The 17,163-nt window shown below is 46.5% G+C and carries 18 protein-coding genes; 9 read left to right on the forward strand and 9 right to left on the reverse strand.

What is annotated here, in order from left to right:
• Positions 1–35 precede the first annotated feature (35 nt).
• Together C7I86_RS05370 and C7I86_RS05375 are read right to left on the reverse strand one after the other, a co-directional pair.
• On the reverse strand, positions 36–464 hold the full coding sequence (locus tag C7I86_RS05370; protein ID WP_010872238.1) for an Npun_F0494 family protein: 429 nt from the start codon (positions 462–464) through the stop codon (positions 36–38).
• A 148-nt stretch (positions 465–612) separates the two neighbouring features.
• Positions 613–792 (reverse strand): hypothetical protein, encoded by a 180-nt coding sequence (locus tag C7I86_RS05375; protein ID WP_041428172.1) that lies wholly within the window; start codon positions 790–792, stop codon positions 613–615.
• 32 nt (positions 793–824) lie between these two features.
• Between C7I86_RS05375 and gap the strand changes: the two genes are divergently transcribed.
• Both gap and C7I86_RS05390 read left to right on the forward strand, forming a co-directional pair.
• Entirely contained in the window at positions 825–1,844 is a 1,020-nt protein-coding gene (gene gap, locus C7I86_RS05380) for a type I glyceraldehyde-3-phosphate dehydrogenase (RefSeq protein WP_014407094.1), read from the forward strand.
• 623 nt (positions 1,845–2,467) lie between these two features.
• Positions 2,468–3,043, forward strand: coding sequence for a Uma2 family endonuclease (locus C7I86_RS05390; RefSeq protein ID WP_010872240.1), 576 nt, complete (start codon positions 2,468–2,470; stop codon positions 3,041–3,043).
• 173 nt (positions 3,044–3,216) lie between these two features.
• On the opposite strand, the gene aat is transcribed toward C7I86_RS05390, so the two are convergent.
• The 3 genes from aat to C7I86_RS05405 form a co-directional block, all read right to left on the reverse strand.
• On the reverse strand, positions 3,217–3,813 hold the full coding sequence (aat, locus tag C7I86_RS05395; RefSeq protein ID WP_010872241.1) for a leucyl/phenylalanyl-tRNA--protein transferase: 597 nt from the start codon (positions 3,811–3,813) through the stop codon (positions 3,217–3,219).
• Positions 3,814–3,867: 54 nt separating this feature from the next.
• Complete coding sequence (gene lipA, locus C7I86_RS05400) at positions 3,868–4,779, reverse strand: lipoyl synthase (RefSeq protein WP_010872242.1); 912 nt, start codon at positions 4,777–4,779, stop codon at positions 3,868–3,870.
• A gap of 105 nt (positions 4,780–4,884) precedes the next feature.
• Positions 4,885–6,177, reverse strand: a complete 1,293-nt coding sequence (locus tag C7I86_RS05405; RefSeq protein WP_010872243.1) for an aldo/keto reductase — start codon at positions 6,175–6,177, stop codon at positions 4,885–4,887.
• A gap of 117 nt (positions 6,178–6,294) precedes the next feature.
• Between C7I86_RS05405 and fabG the strand changes: the two genes are divergently transcribed.
• The 6 genes from fabG to C7I86_RS05440 all read left to right on the forward strand — a co-directional run bounded on the left by fabG (position 6,295) and on the right by C7I86_RS05440 (position 10,721).
• The gene (gene fabG, locus C7I86_RS05410; RefSeq protein ID WP_010872244.1) at positions 6,295–7,038 is read left to right on the forward strand and encodes a 3-oxoacyl-[acyl-carrier-protein] reductase; all 744 of its coding nucleotides are present in this window, start codon (positions 6,295–6,297) and stop codon (positions 7,036–7,038) included.
• The gene (locus C7I86_RS05415; protein WP_010872245.1) at positions 7,038–7,847 is read left to right on the forward strand and encodes an aminotransferase class IV; all 810 of its coding nucleotides are present in this window, start codon (positions 7,038–7,040) and stop codon (positions 7,845–7,847) included. The genes fabG and C7I86_RS05415 overlap by 1 nt, the downstream gene beginning before the upstream one ends.
• A 228-nt stretch (positions 7,848–8,075) precedes the next feature.
• The gene (locus C7I86_RS05425; protein WP_010872246.1) at positions 8,076–8,582 is read left to right on the forward strand and encodes a hypothetical protein; all 507 of its coding nucleotides are present in this window, start codon (positions 8,076–8,078) and stop codon (positions 8,580–8,582) included.
• Positions 8,583–8,602: 20 nt separating this feature from the next.
• Positions 8,603–9,829 (forward strand): AarF/ABC1/UbiB kinase family protein, encoded by a 1,227-nt coding sequence (locus tag C7I86_RS05430; protein WP_010872247.1) that lies wholly within the window; start codon positions 8,603–8,605, stop codon positions 9,827–9,829.
• An 87-nt stretch (positions 9,830–9,916) separates the two neighbouring features.
• Positions 9,917–10,249: a hypothetical protein gene (locus C7I86_RS05435; RefSeq protein ID WP_020861632.1), complete on the forward strand. Its 333-nt coding sequence runs from the start codon at positions 9,917–9,919 to the stop codon at positions 10,247–10,249.
• Between the two features lie 76 nt (positions 10,250–10,325).
• Positions 10,326–10,721 (forward strand): clan AA aspartic protease, encoded by a 396-nt coding sequence (locus C7I86_RS05440; protein WP_010872249.1) that lies wholly within the window; start codon positions 10,326–10,328, stop codon positions 10,719–10,721.
• A 53-nt stretch (positions 10,722–10,774) separates the two neighbouring features.
• Here the strand turns inward: C7I86_RS05440 and uvrC are convergent, their stop codons facing one another.
• Positions 10,775–12,655, reverse strand: coding sequence for an excinuclease ABC subunit UvrC (gene uvrC / locus C7I86_RS05445; RefSeq protein WP_010872250.1), 1,881 nt, complete (start codon positions 12,653–12,655; stop codon positions 10,775–10,777).
• Positions 12,656–12,774: 119 nt separating this feature from the next.
• On the opposite strand from uvrC, the gene C7I86_RS05450 reads away from it, so the two are divergent.
• Positions 12,775–14,550 (forward strand): N-acetylmuramoyl-L-alanine amidase, encoded by a 1,776-nt coding sequence (locus tag C7I86_RS05450; protein ID WP_010872251.1) that lies wholly within the window; start codon positions 12,775–12,777, stop codon positions 14,548–14,550.
• Here the strand turns inward: C7I86_RS05450 and C7I86_RS05455 are convergent.
• From C7I86_RS05455 to C7I86_RS05465, 3 genes are all read right to left on the reverse strand, one after another.
• Positions 14,533–15,006: a M67 family metallopeptidase gene (locus C7I86_RS05455; RefSeq protein WP_010872252.1), complete on the reverse strand. Its 474-nt coding sequence runs from the start codon at positions 15,004–15,006 to the stop codon at positions 14,533–14,535. The genes C7I86_RS05450 and C7I86_RS05455 overlap by 18 nt on opposite strands.
• A gap of 180 nt (positions 15,007–15,186) precedes the next feature.
• On the reverse strand, positions 15,187–15,570 hold the full coding sequence (locus C7I86_RS05460) for a hypothetical protein (RefSeq protein ID WP_070097961.1): 384 nt from the start codon (positions 15,568–15,570) through the stop codon (positions 15,187–15,189).
• 31 nt (positions 15,571–15,601) lie between these two features.
• Positions 15,602–17,113 (reverse strand): site-2 protease family protein, encoded by a 1,512-nt coding sequence (locus tag C7I86_RS05465; RefSeq protein WP_010872254.1) that lies wholly within the window; start codon positions 17,111–17,113, stop codon positions 15,602–15,604.
• Between the last annotated feature and the right edge of the window lie 50 nt (positions 17,114–17,163).

Genomic DNA, 17,163 nt, shown 5'->3' on the forward strand with positions numbered 1-17,163 from the left:
AATTTTGCCTGAAGATCAATCTAGAAGAACTGAGATTAGCCCCGGACCAACAGGGTCGCAAGGGGAGCCAGCCAGCGGGCCAACCGATTTTGTAAACGATCTAAAAGGGAAGGGGATGGAAATTGCCTTTGCTCTCCGGGATATTGAGCGAGGATTTGCTTAGCCAAAGGTGTCAGGCGAAAACTGTCCGTAATTCCCTGGCCGTCCACTTCCCGTCGCAATAGCCCCACCTGAATGAGCCACATCAATTCCCGCTCCACCCGATTTTCTGTTAATGCTTGCCCACAAAAACCTTGCTCAACTCCCCCAGCCCCGGCGATCGTTGGTAGGGGCACACTGGCTTGGGCCATAGCCCGAAATAAGTTCAAATAAAAGGGACAACACTGGAAAGCTCTTTGGGCCCGATTGTAGGTGTGGGCAGTGTAACCAGCTAATGCTTTAGGGGATGCCAAAAAAGTGTTCATGGCGAAATTAAGTCAAAAATTTAGCAGTTTACAGAGGCGATTTATCGGCGGGTAAGACTATACAGTATCGGGAAAAAATTAAGAACGGTCAAAGAATCTGGACATATCACAACCCACAATCTAGTATTCAAAATCCTTCTGCCTGGCCTTATTTGGTCGTATTTACCCATTGTGCCCAAATCCGACCATTGTTGCCAATTATTCCCCAGGTAACCACGGCGATCGCCAAGGAAAGATTTAAGTATTTTTTCCCATTCTCCCTAATCCTGCGGCCAAGGAGCTGGGTTAACGTTAGGGCAAGTCGGATGTCCTGGTGTGACCGGGTCATTTTTTTGCTATTTATTCCCCAGGAGTTTTTCAATGTTAAAAATCGGCATCAACGGCTTTGGCCGCATTGGTCGTCTTGTGGCCCGCATCGCCATGGCCAATCCCCAAGTGACCCTAGTGGGCATCAATGACCTCGTTCCAGCCTCTAACCTGGCCTATTTGTTTAAATACGATTCCACCCATGGTTCCTACGGTGGCACCGTGGTAGCCAAGGAAGAGGGCATTGTCATTGACGACCAATTTATCCCTTGTTTTTCCCAACGGGACCCGGCCCAATTACCCTGGGGAGATCTAGGGGCGGATTACGTCGTAGAATCCACGGGTCTATTTACCACCTACGCCACCGCTGAAAACCATCTCAAAGCCGGTGCCAAACGGGTAATTATTTCCGCTCCCAGTAAGGATCCCGAAAAAATTCCCACCTTTGTGGTGGGGGTGAACCATCTCAACTACAACGCCGACACTGACAAAATTGTTTCCAATGCCAGTTGCACCACCAATTGCCTGGCTCCGATCGCCAAAATATTAGACGATAATTTCGGCATTGTGGAAGGATTGATGACCACAGTCCACGCCATGACCGCCACCCAGCCCACCGTCGATGGCCCGAGCAAAAAAGATTTTCGGGGAGGTAGGGGGGCAGCCCAAAACATTATTCCCTCATCCACCGGAGCGGCTAAGGCAGCGGCTTTAGTGCTACCGCAGTTAAAAGGTAAATTAACCGGCATGGCCTTCCGGGTCCCCACCCCCAACGTGTCTGTGGTGGATCTAACTTTTAAAACGGAAAAAGCCACGAGTTACGAAGAAATTTGTGCTGCCATGAAAACCGCCGCCGAGGGGGAACTTAAAGGAATTTTGGGCTACACAGCAGATGATGTGGTGTCCATGGATTTCCGTACCGATCCTCGCTCCAGTATTTTCGACGCCGGGGCCGGCATTGGTCTGAACAGCAACTTTTTTAAAGTAGTTTCTTGGTACGATAACGAATGGGGCTATTCCTGTAGGGTCATTGACTTAATGTTGACCATGGCGAGCAAAGACGGTTTGGTCTAGGTTTGGTATTTGTTAAGTTATCAAGCCCAGGAAAATCAGAGCAGTCATCGTCCAACAGCCTATGACTTGTCTCAGTTAGTCTAGATTTACCGGGGTAATAAAGTAATCCCGGTAACTTTATTTATGTTTAGTTAACCCCCTTTAGCAAAACTACCCATCACTAGGGCGGATAGCAAAATACCAGGGACAAGGAGGACAACTAACATCAACAGTTGATCGGCGGTCATGGTAAAAATTCCACTAATTCAAAAAACTCACAATGCCTGGGCCACTAGCCCAAGTGAGGGACAAACCCTATGGGCATGGTAACGGAGATTTTTGATTTTTCACCATTTTCGGGGAAATGGTTTGCTTGCCATGGGCTAAAGTTTAACTAGGTTATCAGGAAGTTGTTCCTAAACCCTGAAAAAGAGGAAGCTATATTGGATGAAAAAGCACTCCAGTTAGGAGGTGTTTTAAAAGCCCTTCGGTTCCCAAAGCTGGGAGAAGCCAGAGAAAAAGCCTCCAGCACTGTGGTCCTCGGAGTGGGTCGATGGAGGAAGCAAACTAAAACGTTGCAAACATGCTCTTAAAAGGAGGAGCTAGACGGCTCATAATCATCACCTTTGTAACCAGGAGAGAATATGACAACTACCCTTAAACTACAGCCGGCGATCGCCATTGATTCAGATAAATTTTTCCAGATCTGTCAACAGAACCCTGAATTAATCATTGAAGAAAATGCCCAAGGAGAATTGCTGATTATGTCCCCCACGGGTGGCGAAACTGGTCGCAAAAATGCAGAACTAATTGGCGATTTTATTATCTGGAACCGAAAACATAAATTGGGTTTTGTTTTTGATTCCTCCACTTGTTTTCAGCTCCCCCAAGGGGGACGGCGATCGCCGGATATATCTTGGGTCAAAAAAGAACGTTGGCTGGATTTATCTACAGAAGAAAGAGAAAAATTTCCACCCATTTGCCCAGATTTTGTGTTGGAGCTACTTTCTCCCAGCGATACCTTAACTGCAACTCAAGCCAAAATGGAAGAATATTTAGCTTCTGGATTATGCCTAGGTTGGTTAATTGACCCCCAAGGTCAACGAGTGGAAGTTTATCGCAGTAATCTGCCCAAAGAAATCTTGGTTAAACCCAATCAATTATTAGGAGAGAACATTTTACTGAACTTTGTTTTAGAAATTGACTGGTTATGGGAATAATTTTTTCATTACCCAACTCAAAAGATTTTCAGAAAAAAGCTTAAGAAAATCGATTTCAACTACATAGACCTATTTTTATTCGTCAGGTTCAGACTAGTATTGAATCAATTATGAGTAGGAGGAAGTATCGTTCCTTTATGAAAGATAAAATATCAAACAACTAAACTAATAATCTAATCATAAAGATCAGGTTCAGAAGTAAAGTGACAACGATAATTGAGCGCTTTTTCTAATTGCTTTTTATAGGCCTTTTCTTCCACTTCGTAGGCACCAAACCGTTTTAGATGGGGATTTTGTAGCTGGGCATCAAATAATTGATAGCTCCGTTGTCGTAGATGTTGCACCAGTTTAACCATGGCAACTTTGGAAGCTTCAGGAATGGTATAAAACATCGATTCTCCAATGAAAGCCCCCCGGATGGCAATGCCTAAAATTCCCCCTGCTAGGCGATCGCCATGCCAAGTTTCAAAGCTGTGGGCCCAACCAGCCACATGAAAAGTATGGTAAACCTCAATTAATTCTTGAGAAATCCAAGTTTCAGGGCGAGCGGCACACCCTTCACAAACGGCGGTGAAAGCTTGATTAATTTTGACTTGGAAACGATTTTGATTGAGCACCCGTTGCAAAGATTTGGGATAACGAAATTGATCATCCAGGGGAATTAGGGCATGGCGATCGCTGGAATACCAGCCCAATCCATGGCGGTCGTCGGCCATTAAAAATAGACCCTGGGCATATTGAGCAATGGCATAGTCAACATCAATTTTCACCCTTCATTTCCTCGCAATTGCCTGGTAATTCCTGGGAGTCAATCATTATTTTTGCTAATCTTCCCCGGCATGGTAGGAACTCCGCACCAATGGTCCTGATCGCACATGGCTAAAACCCAAATCCTTGGCAATTTCCCCCAACTGATCAAACTCCTCTGGAGTCCAATATTTTTGCACGGGCAGATGGTCTAGGGATGGTTGCATATATTGTCCCAACGTCAGGCGATCGCAACCTACAGAGCGCAAATCCTTGAGGGTTTCCACCACTTCATCCACCGTTTCCCCGTGGCCCAACATCAACCCAGATTTGGTGAAAATGTCGGGATCAAATTCCTTTATCCAGCGCAACACATCTAAGGAGCGTTGATATTTTGCCCCCCGTCGTACTTTACCCTGTAATCTAGCCACCGTTTCCAAGTTGTGGTTATAGCAAACCGGTTTGGCTTTAGTCACCGTCAGTACTCGCTCTTTTTGGCTTCTTTCCCTACCCATACCGCCCCAAAAATCCGGTGTTAAAACCTCTATTTGAGTAGCAGGATTATCCTGGCGAATACGCTCCATTACCGCTACAAACCAGCCTGCACCGCCATCGGTTAAATCATCCCTAGCAACGGAAGTTAATACCACATATTTTAGACCCAACAATTGCACTGCTTCCGCTACTTTTCTCGGCTCATCCTGATCCAACATCATGGGAGCCTGGCCCTTTTCCACCTGACAAAAACCACATGCCCTAGTACAAATTTGACCCATTAATAAAAAAGTTGCCGTTCGGTTGGCGTAACATTCCCCCCGATTGGGACAGCGGCCTTCTTCGCAAATGGTATGAATTTGGCGCTGTTTAATAATCTGCTGAACCGTAGATAATTCACTAGCTCTACCAATGGGCCGTTTCAACCAACTGGGTAAGCGTGGGGGGAACTCACGGGGCAAGGAAGAGCCATTCATAAATGATTGTTGGGGCACAGGGCAAAATAGGTCAATCTTATTAAATCGGACTGGAAGTCATGGCGATCGCCGTGGGTAGTATTGGTCGACACACCAAAACATTAACAATTTTTCCCAGCACCACTAGCTAGTTTTGGCCACCTCTTGACGGGACAATCTTTGCACCGTTTCTCCTTTAAGCAAACGATCCGTTTCCTGTAAAACTTCCAACACCTTCTGCCGATGGGGACTGGGGGCTAAACATTGCCAGAGCTGTTGTCGATCAAAGTTGCTGGCCGGTTGGCCGGGGAACCAATGGCCGCCATTGCCCAACAGGTTGTAGCGCATTTTGCTGTACTCCACCAGGTCGAAGCTTTGGCAAAGATTATAAAGCCAGAGAATTTTAGGGATATTGATTTCCCCAGGGGTCTGCTCCGGGCTGGGTAAGCCGATGCGCCAACTGTTGACCCAATCTTCTCCTAAAGCTTCCACCATGGCCCCATGGAGCTTTGCCAAAATTGGTTGCAGAACTTTTTCGGTCTCCTGGTCTGACGCTAGATAAGATAAGGTTTTTAAATGCTCATCAAAGTCCGCCGGCCGCGATGCGCCAATGCTGAGGGTATGTACCTGGGGATGGGATAAACAGAAAAGATTATTAAATATGATCGGGCTGAGGGGTTGGCATAAATTCACTAGCTTTTCGGGCGGGTTATAGAGTTGTCCCCCTTTATCGGACGGGCTAATAATAAAGACCCCCATATCCTGGGCTGTCGCAGCGGCGATCGCCGGCCAATTATCTTGAAAAATGTAGTACCAGTGGAGGTTGACGTAATCAAATTCCCCGGAATTAATGGCTTCGGTAATGATGGCGGTGGGACCATGGGTGGAAAAACCCACGAAACGCACTCGGCCTTCCCTTTGTAACTGCCGACAAACATCCAAACAACCGCCGGGGCGTAAACTTTGCTCTAGGGTTTCCCGGTTATTAATGCCGTGGATACCCAACAAATCGACATATTCCAGATTTAAATAGCCCAAAGATTTATCAAACTCCCGACGAAATTCCTTGGGGTCATCCTTGGGACTAACTTTTGTTTGCACAATCAATGTTTCCCTGGGTAACCGGGGCAAAATTTTTCCCAACTGCATTTCGGAAGTGCCATAACCCCTAGCTGTTTCAATGTGGTTAATGCCCAACTCCAGGGAACGCTCAATGGTACTTTGCAAATTGTGTTGGTTATCCTTGGGAACCTGGGCAAAGGGCGCATCCTGCCATTGGAACTGATAGCGCATGCCCCCACAGGAAAAAACCGGCATGGACAATTCAGTACGGCCAAAACGTCGATAAAGCATAGGGTTGGGGAAATTTGCGGAACTGCGATCGGGAAATGTCATTGCTTGATTATTTTTTAGGGTAACCCAAAGCCCCCTGGGCACCCAGGTAAGTTCCTCGACGGATACGCAAAGCCCTTAAAATAAAACTCGGTTTGCATTGTGAAATTACGGCGTAATGGCTGATTGGCTGCTGATTACGTCCCTATAGGAGAACAGTTTATGACGGCATTAACGGCACAGGTGGCATTGGTAACGGGGGCATCCCGGGGTATTGGTAAAGCGACGGCTTTGGCCCTGGCCGCCACGGGCATGAAAGTGGTAGTGAACTATGCTCAATCCAGTACGGCCGCCGATGCTGTGGTAGCGGAAATTATTGCCAACGGGGGAGAGGCGATCGCCGTGCAGGCCAATGTGGCTAATGCTGACGAAGTGGATCAACTGATTAAAACCACGCTGGATAAATTTAGTCGCATCGATGTGTTAGTGAACAATGCTGGCATTACCAGGGATACGCTGTTGTTGAGAATGAAACTGGAAGATTGGCAAGCGGTCATTGACTTGAATTTAACCGGGGTGTTTCTTTGCACCAAAGCGGTGTCTAAGTTAATGCTCAAGCAAAAAAGTGGGCGTATCATTAACATCACTTCTGTAGCGGGCATGATGGGGAATCCGGGGCAAGCTAACTACAGCGCCGCTAAGGCTGGGGTAATTGGTTTTACTAAAACCGTTGCCAAAGAGTTGGCCAGTCGGGGGGTAACTGTCAATGCCGTAGCTCCTGGTTTCATTGCCACGGATATGACGGAAAATCTCAATGCAGAGCCAATTTTGCAATTTATTCCCCTGGCTCGCTATGGTCAACCGGAGGAAGTGGCGGGCACCATCCGTTTTTTAGCCACAGATCCAGCAGCGGCCTATATCACGGGACAAACATTTAATGTGGATGGCGGCATGGTAATGTTCTAATGTTGTACTGGTGGGATGGACAATGGTTTGAGCAGGAGGTAATCTCTTTACCAGTTAACGATCCGGGGTTGTTGTATGGGGCGACGGTGTTTACCACCCTGAGGGTTTACCAACAATGGCTCGACCATCCCCTCACTCACTGGGCTGACCATGGCGATCGCCTACAGCAGAGTTTATTTGCCCTGCAATGGCCTGCACCGGATTGGGAACAGATAGAGCAAGCGGCTCGGCATTTGAGTCAGCATTACCCGATCCTGCGTGTAATCTGTTTTCCTTCTGGTCAAGTATTAATTACGGGGCGGGAATTGACTGAGGATTTGCAACAAAGGCAACAATTAGGCATTAAAGCTTGGTTGATGCCCCCCGGTCGTTACCAACGTTCCCTCGCAGAATTGAAAACGGGCAATTATTTAGCCCCTTGGTTGGCCCAACGTATTGCCCAGGAAAATAATGCCCAGGAAGCCATTTTGACCGATATTAATGGCCATTGGTTGGAAACCGCGACGGGTAATCTTTGGGGTTGGCGGGACGGTGAATTTTTTACGCCCCTTTTAACAGGACAACAATTACCAGGCATTACTCTCCACTATTTGCGGACATGGTTGGAGAATCAGGGCGTAACTATCCACGGCGATCGGTGGTCAAAGGATTTGGTCCGTACCTTTCAGGGGTTGGCCTACTGCAATAGCGGCGTCGAAATTGTCCCCATCAATCAGGTGGGAGAGAAAGGGCAACCATGGTTGAATTTTGCTTCTGCCCGGAGTAGGGAATATTACCTATTAGCTAGGTATTGGGTAACGAATTGCTGAATTTTTACTCAAGACAACGTAAACAAAAATTACGAAAAGACCTAATTTATTCCGATTCTGTAAAGATCCATCTCAATTTTTTCCTCGGAACTAAATCCCCTGCCAATAATGAAGGTATCTGCAATTATTTCTTGGGTAATTTTTGCCCCATTATTCCAGTTTGATTGAATGTTGTTGAATTTTAGTTGAATTTTAAATATAACTCTGTAAACCAGAGTGAGGTGATCTATGAACCGTACCGCTAAATTAACCGTTGCCATGGTGGATTGGCCCCTGCTCGTGATGGGCAGTTTGGCCATGTGGCTCACTGGTAGCTTGGTGATGGATTTGCTGGTGGTGCCCAGTCTGTCCGCCGCCGGGATGATGGCCGAGCCGGGTTTTATCAGTGCTGGCCATTTGCTATTTTCTGTTTTTAATCACTTAGAACTATTATTTGCCGGTTTAGTGCTGTCTGGTTGCTTTTTGCTCCATCAACAGAGATTTTTCTCGGTCTCAGGGCAACGTTTCAGCCGCATTTTAGCCGTTGTTTTGTTGGCGATCGCCATTGTTTATACCTATATTCTGACCCCCGCTATCACTGATTTGGGCTTTGATATGGCCAGCTTTACCAGTACAGGGGAAATGCCGGCGGCCATGATGCCCTTGCACTGGCTCTATTGGGGACTAGAATTAGTTAAATTGGCGGTGGGACTAACTCTCCTACGCTGGTCTTACAAGGGAGCAGTGCGCCATTGACCAATTTCTAGTGAAATTTAATGTTTGCCTTACCTCAAGCCGGCGATCGCCGTGGCGAGATCATTAAAGTATTGCTCAGCAACGGCTGGGACTATATGAACGGCCTCTTAACCCTGGGGAAAGTGGGGGAACCACAAATTCCGACACCGGAAGTTCTCACCAAAATCCTCGTCGAGTTGGGGCCGTTTTATATCAAGTTGGGGCAACTGCTCAGCACCAGGCCAGACCTTTTACCCCCCCGTTATATCAACGCCCTCACCGCCCTCCAATCCAATGTGCCTCCCCTGCCCTGGTCGGCGATCGAGGACTTGTTGCAGAGGGAATTTCCCCAACCCCTGGGGGAAACGTTTCAAGAAATTGAGTCTGAACCCATTGCCGCCGGCTCCATTGGTCAAATCCATCGAGCGGTTTTGCAAAGCGGAGAAACCGTTGCCATTAAAGTTAAACGGCCCGGCATTGATGTGATTGTGGAACAGGATAGTTTATTGATCAAAGATGTGGCTGAATTATTGGCCTTGACGGAATTTGGTCAGAATTACGACATTGTTAAACTCGCCGATGAATTTACCCAAACGGTCAAAGCAGAATTAAATTTTGATACAGAAGCGGCTTATACCAATAATTTGCGGACTAACCTAGCAAAAACCACCTGGTTTGATCCCAATCAATTAGTAATTCCAAAGGTTTATTGGGAGTTAACAAACCAAAAATTCCTGGTGTTGGAATGGCTGGATGGAGTGCCAATCTTAACCGCAGATTTAACCCAACCCCCCAGTGATAAAGACATTGCTGAAAAGAAAAAGGAAATTACCACCCTATTATTTCGGGCCTTTTTCCAACAACTTTATGTGGATGGTTTTTTCCATGCGGATCCCCACCCCGGCAACATTTTTTACTTAGCAGATGGTCGTTTAGCCCTCATTGACTGCGGCATGGTGGGTCGCCTTGATCCCCGCACCCGGCAATTGTTAACGGAAATGCTATTGGCGATCGTTGATTTGGATGCCAAACGTTGTGCTCAGTTAACGGTGGAGTTATCAGAATCGGTTGGTCGCGTTAACTTCCAGCGGCTAGAGGTGGATTACGAACGCATGTTGCGGAAATATTATGACTTAAGTTTGTCAGAATTTAACTTCAGTGAAGTAGTTTATGAATTTCTCCGCATTGCCAGAGTGAATAAACTCAAAGTTCCCGCCTGTTTAGGATTGTATGCTAAATGTTTAGCCAATTTAGAAGGCGCTGGATGACAATTTAATCCTGAGTTAAATTTATTCACTGAAATTAATCCCCTCATTACCGATCTTTTCCGTCGGCAACTGTTTGGCACTAATCCTTTGCAGACAGCATTAAGAACAGTATTAGATCTTAAAGCAGTTTCCCTTAAAACCCCCAGGCAAATGGACGTGTTACTCGATCGCCTAACTACGGAAACTTTGCAATGGAATGTGCGGCTAGAGGGGTTGGAGCCAGTGCGTCGCACCATCGATAAGTCCGCTAACCGTTTATCTTTTAGTATTGTGCTTGGTTCTCTAATTATGGGGGCGGCAATTCTTTCCACTGGCAATGATCAACAGCTAACTTTAATTGCCAATATTTTGTTTGTGGCAGCTACGGTAATTGGTTTTTGGTTGGTAATTAGCATCCTGCGATCGGGAAGATTAAAATAGTAGTTAGACTATCTGAAAAAAGGTTATGTTTGCCAGATTAGGGTCAAAATATTACAGTTTACCTTGAGGTTAAAAAATGGGTTTAGTTTATGCCAATATTGAGCTTATCAATCCCAAAGAACAGGCTCTACAACCAATGAAGGTCAATGCCTTAGTTGATACAGGGGCGATTACACTTTGTATTCCTGAGCATGTTGTGATTCAACTTAAGTTAGAAACGTTGGAACAACGGGAAGTTACTACTGCCGACAGCAAAAAAAGACTAGTTGATTATGTGGGACCAGTGCAAGTGAGGTTTGGTAATCGTAATTGTTTTACTGGAGCCCTAGTCTTAGGGGATGCAGTTTTGCTAGGGGCTGTTCCTTTGGAAGATATGGATTTAGTTATTAGTCCCCGTTCACAAACCATTACCGTCAATCCTGAAAGTCCTAATATTCCTGCGGCGCTGGTAAAAACTGCACTGGAGATTTAAATTAATCATTAATTAATAGCTAAATTAGTTAAGCAATATGTGACTAACAAAGATTATGAATTAACCGGATGAAAGTAATCATAAATTGTCTGGGCTAACTGGGGACCAATACCTGGTACTTCCTGTAATTGTTTGACACTGGCCTCCCGAATATAATCCAAAGAACGGAAATGGGCTAACAATTGTTTTTGGCGACTAAAACCTAAACCAGGAATTTCATCCAAGCGCGATCGCCGACTTTTACTAAGCCGTTGTTGACGGTGGAAACTGACCGCAAAGCGATGGGCTTCATCCCGCAAACGGCGTAATAATTGCACTCCAGGTTGTTCCGCGTGGGTGGGCAAGGGTTGGGATTCTCCCGGTAGAAAAATTTCTTCCCTTTGTTTCGCTAAACTGACCACCGTAAATTTATCCAGCAAATCCATTTTCTTCAGCACCTTAACCACCGCTGATAGTTGACCTTTACCGCCATCAATCATAATTAAATCTGGCCAATCCTGTTGATTTTTTTTGCCTTTTACAGAGGATTGAAAACGGCGGATAATAACTTCTGCCAAACTGGCGAAATCGTCAGAGTGACCGACTTTAATGGACGGGTTTTTAATTTTATAATGGCGATAATACTGTTGGGCTGGCACTCCATCAATAAATACAACTTGGGAAGCTACAGCATTAGAACCCTGAATGTGGGAAATATCATAACCTTCAATGCGTTTTGGCAAAGTTTCTAAATTTAAAATTTCCGCTAAATCTTCTAGCGCTGTAACGTTTTTAGCAGTCTGTTTTTGTAACCTCTCTAACTCGTACTGGGCGTTACGTTCCACCATTTCCAATAGCTCAGCTTTGGTTTGTCTTTGGGGGAGGTTAAAAGTTACTTTTCTTCCCCGTTGGCTAGTTAACCAATCATTGAGCAATTCTCCATCAGGTAAAGCACAGGGCAGAATGACTTCGCTGGGAATTTCCACCGCTTCGACCTGTTGATAATGCTGTTCCAAAACCCGCTGTAATACTTCCCCTTTTTCCAACTCCGACTCCACTCCATCGGCGAAAAATCCCAGCCTTCCTACCAATCTTCCCGCCCTAATTTGGAAAAGTTGAATGGCACTAATTTGTCCATCGCTGGCCACGGCGATCGCATCTCTGGAAATGGTGTCCTGGGGTAAGGAAACTTTTTGATCAGCGTTGAGTTTACCGAGGGAATTAATTTGGTCCCGAATTAGAGCCGCCTGTTCAAACTTTAAATCTGCCGCCGCCTTTTCCATTTGTTGCGTTAACAATTGATGTAGTTCCTGGGTACGTCCCTGGAAAACCATAGCGACTTTTTGTAAGGTTTGGCGGTAGTCTTCTGGGGTAATTAATTCTTGGCAAACTCCAGGACAACGGCCAATGTCATAATTTAAGCAAGGACGATGTTTGAATAGGGGCTGACGACGTTGCCGCAGAGGAAAAATACGTTGTATTAATCGCAATGTTTGCCGTAAACTAAAACTATCCACATAGGGCCCGTAGTAACGATCCTTAGCCTGGTTTAAACGGCGTTTTCTGGTAATAAAAATACGGGGATAGGTTTCTGACCAGGTGATACACACATAAGGATATTTTTTATCATCTTTAAGCAGAACATTAAAATGGGGTTGGTGTTGTTTGATTAAATTAGCTTCTAAGGCTAAAGCTTCCGCTTCCGTATCGGTGACAATAAACTCAATTTCCGCTACCTGTTGCACCATCAAAGCAATGCGGGCAGTGTGGGGTTGGGAATCCCGAAAATAGGATCTAACCCTAGTTCTCAATTTTTTTGCCTTGCCGATGTAGAGAATTTCTCCTTGGCGATCGCCCATGAAGTAAACCCCCGGCTCTTGGGGAATTTCCTGGAGACGCCGTTCTAATAATTCTGGTTGTTCAAGAAGAGACGTAGAGGAAACAGTAGCAACCATTGATTAAGCAAAAGAGCGAATGTTTTTCTATGGTAGAAGGGAAAACTAGGGCTTGGCAATTTGCGTCTGGGCTGGGTTAATTAATACAATTGGCTGATTTAAAACGGGAATTTTTTGCAATGATGGCAATGGAATCTTGGTTGGGAACAATGATTGGTGTGGGGGCAGCGGTGGTTTTCACTATGCCGGCTGTAGCCCAAAGTCAGCCCTTATTTTTGGCCTATCCACCCCAAAATCACCAAACCAGTAGCCCGACGATTTTTTTCATTGGTTCTGCCGCTCCAAATGTGACCGTTACCCTCAATGGCCAGCCCATTGAACGCAGTGCCCAAGGCAATTTTGCCCCTGTAATCCCTCTCAAGATGGGGGAAAATCAGTTTGTTTTTCAAGCAGAGTCCCAACGGATTGAGCGTACCATTACCCGCATTGGCACTGGCCCCACATTGTCCCCCCAAGGTGGTTTTGCCGCCGGCTCCCTCACCCCCGCTGTGCCCATTAGTCGTCCTGCTGGCGAACCAATTTGCTTTACGGCGATCGCCCCTACGGATGCCATGGCCACGGTGACCTTGGCGGGCCAAACCATTCCCCTCACCCCCCAGGGCAATGTGGTACAGTTACCGCCCAATAACACCATTTTGCACGGAGAAAATCAGCCCCAAGTTACAGCAGCGGATCAGTATAAAGGCTGTCAAAGTTTCAACGTGACTAACTTACCTGCCCAATTGGGAACGCCTCAATTTAATCTGCAATGGCGGGGACAAAACTTTTCCACTCCTGGCCCCGGTAGCGTTACTTTGCTCAATGGCGATCGCCCCCAGGTAATTGTGGTTACCAGTCAAACGGGGGTTGCCCGCACAGGCCCTGGCACCGATTATTCCCGGTTAACTCCTTTACCCCAGGGTAGTCAAGCTAGCGTCACTGGCCAGGATGGGGACTGGTTGCGGTTAGACTATGGCGGCTGGATTAAAGCAGATGAAACCCGTACTTTACCGAGCCAAGCTCCGCCTCGTTCCCTAATTCGCAGTGTGGGTTACCAAGTTTTTGGCGATCGTACAGAAATGCGTTTTCCCTTGCAATTGCCGGTGCCAGTAACAGTACATCAAACTGAAATGGGACTGACTTTAAGTCTTTACAATACCACTGCCCAAACTGACACTATCCGCCTCGATAATGATCCTATTATTCGTAATTTGACCTGGCAACAAATTAGTCCAGATCGGATTGATTATTATTTCACTTTTAAGACTGATCAACAGTGGGGTTACGATCTGCGTTATGAGGGCACTACGCTAATTTTGTCTTTGCGTCATCCTCCCCGTATTTCTTCCCAACCCGGTAACTTGCAGGGAGTAAAAATTCTGCTCGATCCGGGCCATGGGGGTAGTGAAGCGGGGGCAGTGGGGCCCACTGGCTATGCAGAAAAAGACATTAACTTACTCATTTCTCAACGTTTAGCTAATCGCCTCAAATCCCAAGGGGCTAATGTCCATCTCACCCGTACCAGGGACGAATTTGTCTCTTTAGTCGATCGCCAAACCCAGATTGCCCAAGTGCAACCGGCGATCGCCCTTTCCATCCATTACAATGCCTTACCCGATAGCGGTAATCCCAACGAAACCGATGGCATTAGTACATTTTGGTACAATGCCCAAGCAGCGGATTTAGCTAATTTTTTACAGCGGTATTTGGTGGAAAATTTAGGCAGAAATTCCCACGGAGTTTACTGGAATAATTTGGCTTTAACCCGTCCCACCATTGCCCCAGCAGTGTTGTTGGAATTGGGGTTTATGATTAGTCCCCAGGAATTCGAGTGGATTACCAATGCCCAAGCCCAGGAACAATTGGTGCAGGCTTTAGCGACGGGCATTACCACCTGGTTACAGCAACAACGTTGAGTCCACTTCCATAAAGTTTCCTGCTTCGTTTAAGTACCAACTTCTACTGGTATTGAACCTTCCATTTTCACCGGAAGCAATGAGGTAAATATATTCTGGCCAAGCAATGGCCCGATCAAATTCTGACGGTATGGGCTGGCCATGGGGATGGGAATGGAAAATACCGATAATGCTTAACCCTTTTTGGCGGCAATCTTTTTGGGCGGAAAGCAAAACTTTGGGGTCAATGGCAAAGTAATGTAACTTATTTCCCTGATGATTATTCTGCTGAAATTCTTCCACATCACCCCAGCAATTTTCCGTTGGCTGTACTTCGACTACTTGCCAATGGCGATGACCATTTTCTCCAATTAATATTTTCCCCAGTAAAAGACCACAACATTCCTCCGGATAACACCGTTCCCCATGGCGATAAATTTGGTCTTGGTGAACTTGACTCAGACTTAGTTGGACCACTTTTGCTAATTTTTCGTTTTGGAAGGTCTTCAGAAAGTTTGATTCCGCCCCTAAATTACTCCGGTAATACTGAGGAAACTTTACCCAGTTTCTCCCCAAAGTTGGGTGGGTTGGGGGCTTTTAAAAGAGGCTTTTAGACTATCAACAATTTTGCAAAAAGGTTGAAAAATCCTGCCTGCTTTAACGGAATAACCAACGCCAGAGGAGATGGCGGGGACCAATTTTACGAATTCTAGCCGTACCTCGAATGAGATTATTCCTTTCCTTAATGGATAGACCCCAAAGAATATGGCAACTTTGGCGAATCAATACCGCCCCGGTAAAACCAATACTGCCAAACAAAGTAAAAGCAGGTACTAACTGAAAGGCAAAGCCATAACGGATAGCAACCCAGGTGAAATGGTCCTGTAACAGGGCAATATCTTGGCGAAACTGCCAAATAGACCAGGGAACAAGGGTTAGCCACAGCAAGGCCACCACTGTCCAACGACCATAGACCCCCGCTTGGTAAAGGCGATAGGCGGGTTTACTTAAACACTGGTCGGGCATTAAACGATGGGGCATGGATGTTGAAATTTTCACTATTGGAAGTCCATTAACCGCCAATGCCTAGCCTCAAGGCCCAGTTGGGGCTAAAGGGAATCAGGGTCAGCAACATTAACAATAGGGCTAGTAAACCCAAGCCGGCCCTGGTGTCGTCCGGTTCCGTCAACTCGTTTAAGCTGGGGCGTTCCAATTGCCGTTGCAAAAATAAAACCACGATCGCCCAATAGAGGGGAATGGGATTGGCGGGGTTAAATAGGGAAACAGCCCCCAAAATAACTAGGGTGGCAATGGTGGTGCGGCGGGCTACTTTACGGCCGTAGATGGCTTGGACAATGCGGCCCCCATCGAGTTGCCCAGCGGGTAATAAATTTAAGGCATTAATTACCAAACCGAGCCAACCTAACACCGTCAAAGGATGGATGGAAATCACACTACTTTTTAGAGCACTGCCCAAAATTAATTTAGCTAACGTGCCCACCAACAGGGAACCTTGCAAAAATTGCACCGGCAGTTGAAATAAATTATTGCCCCCGGATAAGTTCAGTCCCACGATCAAAAATAGTAAAGAAACTAATCCCCCTATGGCCGGCCCGGCGATCGCCACGTCAAAGAGGGCATTGCGGCTGGGTAAAAGGGATTCAAAACGAGTAATGGCCCCAAAGGAGCCGATTTGCCAGTTGGGTAGCAAGAAAGGCCAACTCAACCTGACTCCCCATTTTTTCGCCTGCCAGAGGTGACCTAATTCATGGGCTAGCAAAATAATACCCACGGCGATCGCCAGGGGAACTGTTTCTCCCACCCGTTGCCAATTGTCCACTAAGTCAAAGCCCAACAGGGCCGCACTGGCTTCTAACGTAGTCACAATGGTGGCCACCAGTAACACCACCGCCAAATTTTTCTGGGCCAAGGTGCTGGGTTGGGGGTCATTAGTACTGGGTAAAATCACCACCACGGGGCGGTCTTCACTCCCTTCCACTAGGAAAAGGCGATATTTTTCCCCCATTAATTCCTTCAGTTTGCCCGATAGTTTACCGAAAGCATCCTCCGCTTCCGTCCGCAAATTACCTTTAAAGATTGCCCCTTCCTGGTAGGCAATGGTTTCCGTGGCAAAAAAGCTATCAATGCTAAAAATACCTTTAATAATGGCCAAATCTTCCGGGGGAATGGGGGAAGTTTCTTCTAAGTTTGTGTTGGCCGTGCTGTCACCGAGCACAGTGGTTTTATCTGCCCCATTGGCCAAATCTTGCAGACGTTGGGCTGCCTTTTGGCGCAACAGTTCCGCTTGTCCTTCTTCCCGCATTTGCCGACCCAGATAGATGTAAATGCCCCCCGACACCAAAAGCAAAACCAACACTGCGGGCAAACTGATGGATAAACCAAAACTAAAAAGGACAAAATATAATAGCCAAGGGGCCATCAGCACCACCGACTGGAGCCAAGCCAGTTTTCCCAATTTGCCAAAGGGTTTAGCCCGCCGATAGCCCCAGACTAAAACACCGATCGCCAGGGCAAAAATGGCGAAGACAATGGGGACTAAAAACTGGTCTAGGGTAGTGGGCATGGGTAAAACAAGTGTGGAAATTAGAATTATTTCTCAGCTGGGGTTGATGA

It is taken from the genome of Synechocystis sp. IPPAS B-1465, assembly GCF_003015225.1.
Classification (GTDB): domain Bacteria; phylum Cyanobacteriota; class Cyanobacteriia; order Cyanobacteriales; family Microcystaceae; genus Synechocystis.

Excerpts from the sequence above, each read along its gene's own strand:
- C7I86_RS05370 (WP_010872238.1), bottom strand. The coding sequence starts at position 464 with ATGAACACTTTTTTGGCATCCCCTAAAGCATTAGCTGGTTACACTGCC.
- C7I86_RS05375 (WP_041428172.1), bottom strand. The coding sequence starts at position 792 with ATGACCCGGTCACACCAGGACATCCGACTTGCCCTAACGTTAACCCAG.
- gap (WP_014407094.1), top strand. The coding sequence starts at position 825 with ATGTTAAAAATCGGCATCAACGGCTTTGGCCGCATTGGTCGTCTTGTG.
- C7I86_RS05390 (WP_010872240.1), top strand. The coding sequence starts at position 2,468 with ATGACAACTACCCTTAAACTACAGCCGGCGATCGCCATTGATTCAGAT.
- fabG (WP_010872244.1), top strand. The coding sequence starts at position 6,295 with ATGACGGCATTAACGGCACAGGTGGCATTGGTAACGGGGGCATCCCGG.
- C7I86_RS05415 (WP_010872245.1), top strand. The coding sequence starts at position 7,038 with ATGTTGTACTGGTGGGATGGACAATGGTTTGAGCAGGAGGTAATCTCT.
- C7I86_RS05425 (WP_010872246.1), top strand. The coding sequence starts at position 8,076 with ATGAACCGTACCGCTAAATTAACCGTTGCCATGGTGGATTGGCCCCTG.
- C7I86_RS05430 (WP_010872247.1), top strand. The coding sequence starts at position 8,603 with ATGTTTGCCTTACCTCAAGCCGGCGATCGCCGTGGCGAGATCATTAAA.
- C7I86_RS05440 (WP_010872249.1), top strand. The coding sequence starts at position 10,326 with ATGGGTTTAGTTTATGCCAATATTGAGCTTATCAATCCCAAAGAACAG.
- uvrC (WP_010872250.1), bottom strand. The coding sequence starts at position 12,655 with ATGGTTGCTACTGTTTCCTCTACGTCTCTTCTTGAACAACCAGAATTA.
- C7I86_RS05450 (WP_010872251.1), top strand. The coding sequence starts at position 12,775 with ATGATGGCAATGGAATCTTGGTTGGGAACAATGATTGGTGTGGGGGCA.
- C7I86_RS05460 (WP_070097961.1), bottom strand. The coding sequence starts at position 15,570 with ATGCCCCATCGTTTAATGCCCGACCAGTGTTTAAGTAAACCCGCCTAT.
- C7I86_RS05465 (WP_010872254.1), bottom strand. The coding sequence starts at position 17,113 with ATGCCCACTACCCTAGACCAGTTTTTAGTCCCCATTGTCTTCGCCATT.